Source organism: Paracoccus aurantiacus (assembly GCF_007993065.1).
In the GTDB taxonomy this organism is placed as follows: domain Bacteria; phylum Pseudomonadota; class Alphaproteobacteria; order Rhodobacterales; family Rhodobacteraceae; genus Paracoccus; species Paracoccus aurantiacus.
Genome location: NZ_VOPL01000011.1, coordinates 33551 through 41688 on the forward strand (window position 1 = coordinate 33551; position 8138 = coordinate 41688).

Here is an 8138-nt window from a genome sequence, read left to right on the forward strand (position 1 = left end):
ACGCAGAAGTCCGCAGGGGTGAGCCTGCGCGAATGGATGGAGTGGCCCGATCAGGCTGCGTCATAAAAACTTCACTGGACAGCATTGTTAATTCCTGTATTCCGGAATTATGGAAAAAAACAGCGCCGCCCATGCATTCGCCACCCTCGGTCACCCTGACCGCCTCGCCGTCTTCAGGCTGCTGATGCGCTTTGCCCCGCGTGGCGTGCGCCCGACCGAGATTGCCGAGGCGCTAGGTCTGAAGGCCAATACGCTGTCGCACCATCTCTCGGACCTTGCGTCGGCAGGGCTCGCGAGTGTCGAACGGCGAGGGCGGTCACTCTTCTACTCCGCGAACCGCCAACTCACCGAGGCGCTGATCGACTATCTCGCGCTAGACGTAGGCCGCGCCCGACCTGACCTCATTTCTCCCTCCCTGTCGGCTCAGAAGGATCCCGCCATGGACGATACCGACTTCGACGTGCTCTTCATCTGTTCAGGAAATTCCGCCCGCTCGATCTTTGCCGAGGCCCTGTTGCGCGATCTTGGCAAAGGGAAGTTTCAGGCCTTTTCGGCCGGCACCCGCCCCAATACTGCGCTGAATCCCTTCGCGCTGGAGGTGCTTGAGCGAAATGGCCATGACACCTCAAGCTTGCGATCCAAGCATGTGTCCGAGTTCCAGCAGCCTGACTCCATCGTCATGGATTTCGTCTTTACAGTTTGCGACACATCCGCCGCCGAGGAATGCCCGCCATGGCCCGGCCAGCCGATTACCGGCCATTGGGGCCTGCCGGACCCGGTAAAAGCCATGGGTACCGACGCCGAAAAGGCACTGGTATTCGCCCAGACCTATGGTGCGCTGCGTCGCAGGATCGAAACGTTCATTTCCTTGCCCTTCGCAACCCTTAACCGGCTATCGCTGCAAAACCGCGTCGACGACATAGACACCGAAGCCCTCAAGGAAGACTGAGATCATGCCCCGTATCGCCCTCAACGGCCTTGGCCGGATCGGCAAACTTGTCTTGCGCGACCTTATCGATACAGGCGCAGGTGGCGACATCGTCCTGCTGAACGATCCTGTCGGCGACGCCGAACAGCACGCGTTGCTGATGGAGTTCGACTCGGTCCATGGTCGCTGGCGCACGCCGGTTGCCGCCGCCGAGGGTGCGCTGGAGTTGAACGGAAAACGCATCAGGCTGACCCATGAGAAGACCATCGAGGCTTTGCTGCTGGCAGAGCTTGGTGTCGATCTGGTGATCGATTGCACAGGCGTCTTCAAGACAGCGGCCAAGGTCGCGCCTTATTATGCCGCCGGGGTGAAGAAGGTCGTCGTCTCTGCCCCGGTCAAGGACGGCGGGGCGCTGAACCTTGTCTACGGTGTCAACCATGATCTTTACGACGGATCGCAGAACCTTGTGACGGCGGCCTCCTGCACGACGAACTGCCTCGCGCCGGTAGTCAAGGTGATCCACGAGAACCTTGGGATCAGGCATGGCTCGATCACCACGATCCACGACGTGACCAACACCCAGACCATCGTCGACCGCCCTGCCAAGGACATGCGCCGCGCGCGGTCCGCCCTGATGAACCTGATCCCGACAACCACAGGTTCGGCCACCGCGATCACGCTGATCTATCCCGAACTGAAAGGCCGCCTGAACGGCCATGCCGTGCGCGTGCCGCTGCTGAACGCGTCACTGACCGACTGCGTGTTCGAGGTTGAGCGCGAAACAACCGCCGAAGAGGTCAACGCCCTGTTCAAAACCGCCGCCGAAGGGCCGCTGAAGGGCATTCTGGGGTTCGAGACGCGGCCGCTGGTGTCCTGCGATTTCACCAATGATCCTCGCTCGTCAATCATCGACGGGCCGTCGACCATGGTGATCAATGACACGCAGGTGAAAATCTACGCCTGGTATGACAACGAATGGGGCTATTCCTGCCGACTGGCCGATATCGCCCGCATGGTTGCGGGAGCGATGTGAGCGACGTGACTGCCTCTGCGAACCCCTTGCGCGCCTATGCGGCGGTGACGGCGGCCTATTGGGCCTTCATGCTGTCGGATGGCGCGCTGCGGATGCTGGTCCTGTTGCATTTCAACGCGCTTGGCTTTTCGCCCGTGCAACTGGCCTGGCTTTTCCTACTTTATGAGGTCGCGGGCATCGTGACCAACCTTGCCGCAGGCTGGCTGGCGGCGCGGTTCGGCTTGGCGGCGACGCTTTACGGCGGGCTGTCGCTGCAGATCGGGGCGCTGGTCGCCCTGGCGCAGCTTGACCCGGCCTGGTCGGTTGCGGCCTCGGTCGCCTTCGTCATGGCGGTGCAGGGCGTCTCGGGCGTGGCCAAGGATCTGGCCAAGATGTCGTCGAAATCTGCGGTGAAACTGCTGGCCCCGACCGAGGACGGGGGGCTGTTCCGCTGGGTCGCGGCTCTGACCGGATCGAAGAATGCCGTCAAGGGTTTCGGCTTCTTCCTGGGTGCGGCGCTGCTTGGCCTTGCAGGGTTCGACGCCGCCGTCTGGGGCATGGCGGCGGTACTGGCCGTGATCTTGCTCGCGGTCGTGCTGTTTCTGCCTGCGGGTCTGCCCGTGCGGATGAAATCCGACGAAAGCTGGTCCGGCTGGCGGTCGAAGGACATCCGCGTGAACCGCCTGTCGCTGGCGCTCATGTTCCTGTTCGGGGCGCGCGATGTGTGGTTCGTCGTGGGCATCCCGGTCTATTTCCAGGCGGTGCTGTCGGACGGGACCGCCGAGGGACGGCGCGAGGCCTTTTTCCTTGTCGGCGGCTTCATGGCGCTCTGGATCATCGCCTATGGCGTTGTGCAGGGTTTCGCACCGCGCCTGTTGGGGGGCAAAGGACAACCCGAGGCTGAGACGGTCAACAAGGCGGTCTTCTGGTCCGGTCTCCTCGTGCCGGTGCCGTTCGTGCTGGCCCTTGCCGCGTTGGTCGCGGGTGGACCCGCCCCTTGGCTTACAATTCTTCTGGTCGTGGGGCTTCTGGTCTTCGGCTTTATCTTCGCGGTGAATTCCTCCGTACATTCCTACCTGATCCTCGCCTTCGGATCGGCCGAGCGGATCACACGCGACGTGGGGTTCTATTATATGGCCAACGCTGCGGGCCGCTTGATCGGGACTTTACTCTCGGGCGTCAGTTTTCAGCTTGGTGGGCTGCCGCTCTGCCTTGCGACCGCCGGGGTAATGGCGCTTGCCAGTTGGCTTGCCGCGCGTCGCCTCAGGCTCGTTTGATTGCTTGGAGCGCGCGCGTGGCCAGCGCGCCGATCCCGGCGGTCACATATAGCGCCCCGAGCCCCCAGACCGAAAGCGCCGTCCCGAAGATCAGCGGGGCGGCGGCCTGCAACAGTCGAGCCGGGGTCTTGAGCCAGCCGAGTCTCTGCCCGCACTCTGAGGCGTCGAACAGCGCCAACCAGCCCGAAAGCCGAGCGCGGCATAACAGTCGCGCCGTTTCGCCCACGAGAACAGCCAGACCGGCCGACCGGCCGCTTGCGCCGCCATGGCATTGCCGGAAAAAAAAGCATGAGATAGGCGGAAAGCAGGGTCAGCGCCGCCCAACCGAAAGCGGAAATCACGGCGTCACGCCTCGCGCTCGGGATCGAAGCGCAACAGGCGCAAAGCGTTCAGCGTGACCAGAACCGTCGCCCCGGTATCGGCCATGATGGCGATCCACAGACCGGTAATCCCCAGAACCGAGGTCACAAGAAACACCGCCTTCAGCCCAAGCGCGATGGTGATGTTCTGGCGGATATTTCCCATGGCCGTGTGGGCAAGGCGGATCAGTGCGGGGATGTCGGTCACCCGGTCGCGCAGGATCGCGGCATCGGCCGTCTCCAGTGCCACATCGGTGCCCGATCCCATCGCGACACCGATGCTGGCCTGCTTCAGGGCCGGAGCGTCGTTGATGCCGTCTCCGATCATCATCACGCCGCCTTGCCCGCCCATTTCACGGATCGCGGTTAGCTTGTCTTCGGGCATCATGTCGGCCCGAAACTCCATGCCCAGCCCGCCAGCGATTGCGGCCGCCGTGCGCGGATTGTCCCCGGTCAGGATCACCGAAGTCACGCCCATCGCGGTCAATTGGCGAACCGCATCGGCCGCATCCTGTCTTGGCTCATCGCGCATGGCGATCAGGCCGAGCGGGGTCTTTTCGCGGAAGACGGCGACGGCGGTCTTGCCATCTTCCTCTAAGGCCGTGGCCAGTTGCAGGTCAGACGGGTCGATCCCGCCATTTTCCAGCGCATAGCGCGGCGAGCTGACCCATGCCGAGGCGTCACCCACCGTTGCGACCACGCCTTTGCCCATCAGTGCTTTCGCATCGCGTGACGGCAGCGCTTCGATGCCTGCCTGGTCGGCCTTGGTCAGGATGGCGACGGCCAGCGGATGGCTTGATCCGGTTTCGACCCCCGCCGCCACGGCCAGCAGCTCGGCCTCGGTCGTCGCGCCGAAGGTGACAACATCCGTCACCACCGGGCGCCCATGGGTCAGGGTGCCGGTCTTGTCGAAGGCGACGCGGGACACATTGGCCGCCGCCTCGATCACCGCACCGCCCTTCATCAGCATCCCGCGCCGGGCGCCCGTGGACAGCGCAGAAGCGATCGAGGCCGGCACCGAGATGACCAGAGCGCAGGGGCAGCCGATCAGCAGCAGCGCCAGTCCGCGATAGATCCAGGTGTCCCAGGGTTGACCGAAGGCCAGCGGCGGCAGCAGAACCACCAGAGCCGCGACGGTGACGATGGCGGGCATATACCAGCGGCTGAAGCGGTCGATGAAGCGTTCGGTCGGCGCGCGCGCGACCTCGGCCTCTTCCACCAGCCGGATGATGCGGGCGATGGTGTTATCCTCGGCGGCCTTGGTGACGGTCACGCGCAGCGCGGCCTCGGTATTGATCGAGCCGGCGAAGACCGGATCGCCCGGACCCTTGGTGACGGGAACGCTTTCGCCGGTCACCGGGCTGTCATCCACGCCCGAAGTGCCCTCGGCGATCTCGCCATCTGCCGGGATGCGGTCGCCCGGACGGACAAGCACCATCTGCCCGACGGCAAGGCTTGATGCCGGTACTTCCTGCGCTGTACTATTCACCAGCAGAAGCGCAGTCTTGGGCACCAGATTGGCCAGTGCCCGGATGCCATCGCGCGCCTTGCCGGCGGCCACACCCTCCAGCACCTCGCCGACCGCGAACAGGAACACGACCAACGCCGCCTCTTCCGCAGCATCAATGAACAGCGCGCCAATGGCCGCGACCGTCATCAGGCTTTCGATGGTGAAGGGCTGGCCCAGACGCAGGGCCGCAAAGGCGCGTTTCGCAATCGGGGCCACGCCGATCAGGCAGGCCGCGACAAAAGCCCATTTGCCGATCTGCGGCGCCAGCAATTCGATGATCCAGGCAGAGCCCAGCAGGATCGCCGTGAAGATCACCAGCTTGCCCTTGCTGGTCTGATACCATCGCTTGCCGCGGTCGGCGGGGTCGTCATGCACATGGCCTGGGCTGCCATGACCGCTGTCGTCCCGCGCCACTGCGGTGGTGCCACTGCGGTCATGGCTATGGTCGGCATGATTCTGATCATGACCATCTGCCGACGAATCGCTCATGACGGGCATGACGAAGTCCTTCTTCGTCCCTGCCGCACGCGGCGTGATTCCATAGCCAAGCGATTTCACCACCTTTTCGACTCTGTCGCGGCCGGTCTGCGTTTCGTCCAGCGTTAGTCGCAGCCGTTCCGACATGATGCCGATTTCAACGCCGCTGACGCCTGGCAGACGTGTCACGGCATCCTTGATCTTGGCCGCGCAGGATCCGCAATCCATGCCGGAAACAGTCCAGTCGCAGGCCGTTCCGCTGTTGGGATCTGTCGTTGTCATGTCACTATCCTCGCCCCGGATCGGGGAATTGCCTTCATTGATTCGCGAACCTAATGTCTCTAGCAACTAGAGCTTCAAGAGGAATCTGATGCTGACGATTGGAAAACTGGGGGCGTCAACAGGCGTGAAGGTGCCGACGATCCGTTATTACGAGCAGATCGGCCTTTTGCCCGAGGCCGAACGCAGTGCCGGAAACCAGCGGCTCTACAGCCAAAAGGCGCTGGAACTGCTGGCTTTCATCCGGCACGCGCGCGATCTGGGTTTCACGCTCGAGGCGATCCGTGACCTCCTCAGCCTGTCAGACCAGCCCGGCCAGCCCTGCGCGGCGGCCGATGCAATCGTTGTCGCGCAATTGGCCGAGGTTGAAAGTCGTCTTGCGCGGCTGGGCGCGCTCAAGGTCGAACTGCAGCGGATTCTGACGCAATGCGCGGGCGGTAAAATAGCGGACTGCCGCGTCATCGAAGCATTGGGCGACCATTCGCTTTGCGCGACCGATCATCGTTACCCTGACCTCGGGGCGACAACCTGATCTCAGCCAGATCGATTGGCATATCGGCGGTGAGCCGAACGAAATTCTGTCAAGTCAAACGTGCACTTTCGTCGCAGCGTTCGTGCGGGACCACGTTTTGCGTGATCATCTAGCGAAATGGATGGTACTGAAAATTGCTCACCTCAACGCCACCTCAACCCTTGGCTGCAGTTTTCGCGCAGCTTGTGCTGTCTAAAGTCGCTCAATGCGGTCGAACGCCGGAATGGAAATCGCAAGAAATCAAACGGTTGTCTTGTAAGTTGCTGAAATCGTTTGATTTCCAATTTTCAGCCCGGATCGGCTCATAACCTGAAGGTCGCAGGTTCAAATCCTGCCCCCGCACTCAATATCCGGGCCAGTCCCGGCTTACGCAGTTATGGTCTTCTCCAAGTGAATTTATTCTGCAGCGAAGTTACGCAAGGGGTTGGGCGCACGTACCGCGATGATTTGGTGCAGAGTTTCGGGACGAATATGCGTGTAGCGGCGAAGCATCTTCCAGTCTTTGTGCCCGGTCACCAGCGCGACCTGCTCGATGGCGAGACCCATCTCGAAAAGCCGACTTGTTGCTTCATGCCGCAGGTCGTGGAAATGGAGGTCCTTGATGTCGGCTTCAGTACAGGCGCGACGGAACGCGGTTCCGACAGAGCGAGAATTATAAGGAAAGATCGGCCCCTTTACTCGCCCTGACTGCTTGGCCTGCGCCATCACAAGAGCCCAGGCATCAAACCCTGTTGCTGCAAAGAGCGGAATCCGCTGGTCGTTGCCCGACTTATTGCGCGGGTCCTTTCGGTCCTTGATAAAAAGCATATGCCGGTCAACATCGAGGTCTGCCCATTTGACCCGGCAGATTTCGTCGAGCCGCATGGCCGTGGCGATAGCGAATTGAACCAATCGCGTCATTGGCAAGGTGAGGCGCTCATTTGCGTCGAAGCAATCGAAGAGACGCTTCAACTCGGCATGACTTGGGCGCCGATCCCGCTCGATTCCCTTTCCAATCAGCCCCAAGCGTTTTAGTGCGACCCGCGCGAGGTCGACAGGCTCGGGCGAGGTTTCGAGGCCATGAACCGCCGCCGCATGGGTCAGGATCATCTTGATGACGCCGATGTCGATCCCTAGCGTGACTGGACCTGCACCCTGATCTGCTCGCTTACGACCGTACTCGATCAGCATTTGCCGGTCGAGTTGACCGATCTTCTCATTGCCCAGATCGCGTTTGAGAGCCGCAAGTGTTGCAGCCTTGCTTCGGCGCGGAGATTTCCCTACCTCGCACATATCGGCTATATGCAGATTGATCAGGTCACCGAAGGTCTGTACGCGAGCAATCGAGGAAGTGTTCGGTGCCAGTCCCTGATCGACGCGGGTCTCCGCTTGGCGTGCCCAACGATGGGCGTCGTCACGGCGAAGAAAGGTCTCGCTTGCGTAGCGGCCCTTTCGTCTGATCTGGACCCGGTATGCGCCAGAGGGAAGTTTGGTGATGGAGGCCATGTTCGTGTGCGCTCTGTGTGCAATGAGTCGTCGTAAAGGGGCGAATTAGGGGATATCAGGGCGTAGTCCGGCGTAGAGCGAGGTCTGCTAACAAATTGATGATACGTTAAAAATGCAAATAAATCAACATGCTATGCTAAGTGTGGCGCCGATGATGGACTGGACGGACCGCTTCTGCCGCGGTTTTCACCGCGTCCTGTCGCGGCGCGCGCTGCTGTATACCGAAATGGTCACAGCGCCCGCGATCATCCACGGCCCTCGCGACCGCCTGCTGCGCCG

At 61.9% G+C, this 8138-nt stretch carries 7 protein-coding genes; 5 read left to right on the top strand and 2 right to left on the bottom strand.

The features are described 5' to 3' along the window. The first annotated feature begins 109 nt into the window (after window positions 1–109). From FQV27_RS17515 to arsJ, 3 genes are read left to right on the top strand one after another with little or no spacing between them, the layout of a single operon-like run. On the top strand, window positions 110–949 hold the full coding sequence (locus FQV27_RS17515) for a metalloregulator ArsR/SmtB family transcription factor (RefSeq protein ID WP_036702652.1): 840 nt from the start codon (window positions 110–112) through the stop codon (window positions 947–949). A 4-nt stretch (window positions 950–953) separates the two neighbouring features. Next, window positions 954–1961 carry an ArsJ-associated glyceraldehyde-3-phosphate dehydrogenase gene (locus tag FQV27_RS17520; protein WP_036702653.1) on the top strand — a complete coding sequence of 336 codons (1008 nt, stop codon included), beginning with the start codon at window positions 954–956 and terminating at the stop codon, window positions 1959–1961. Continuing rightward, the gene (gene arsJ, locus FQV27_RS17525; RefSeq protein ID WP_281290036.1) at window positions 1958–3217 is read left to right on the top strand and encodes an organoarsenical effux MFS transporter ArsJ; all 1260 of its coding nucleotides are present in this window, start codon (window positions 1958–1960) and stop codon (window positions 3215–3217) included. The genes FQV27_RS17520 and arsJ overlap by 4 nt, the downstream gene beginning before the upstream one ends. A 345-nt stretch (window positions 3218–3562) precedes the next feature. Here the strand turns inward: arsJ and FQV27_RS17530 are convergent, their stop codons facing one another. Next, complete coding sequence (locus FQV27_RS17530) at window positions 3563–5845, bottom strand: heavy metal translocating P-type ATPase (protein WP_147101058.1); 2283 nt, start codon at window positions 5843–5845, stop codon at window positions 3563–3565. An 88-nt stretch (window positions 5846–5933) separates the two neighbouring features. On the opposite strand from FQV27_RS17530, the gene FQV27_RS17535 reads away from it, so the two are divergent. Next, window positions 5934–6374, top strand: a complete 441-nt coding sequence (locus FQV27_RS17535; RefSeq protein ID WP_036702658.1) for a MerR family transcriptional regulator — start codon at window positions 5934–5936, stop codon at window positions 6372–6374. A gap of 396 nt (window positions 6375–6770) precedes the next feature. Here FQV27_RS17535 and FQV27_RS17540 read toward each other — a convergent pair whose 3' ends face one another. Further along, a complete protein-coding gene (locus FQV27_RS17540) occupies window positions 6771–7859 on the bottom strand; it encodes a site-specific integrase (protein ID WP_147101060.1) in 1089 nt (362 codons plus the stop codon). Window positions 7860–7971: 112 nt separating this feature from the next. Between FQV27_RS17540 and FQV27_RS17545 the strand changes: the two genes are divergently transcribed. Next, window positions 7972–8138: tRNA-dihydrouridine synthase (locus FQV27_RS17545; RefSeq protein WP_186827361.1), on the top strand; the 167-nt coding region annotated here is incomplete at its 3' end.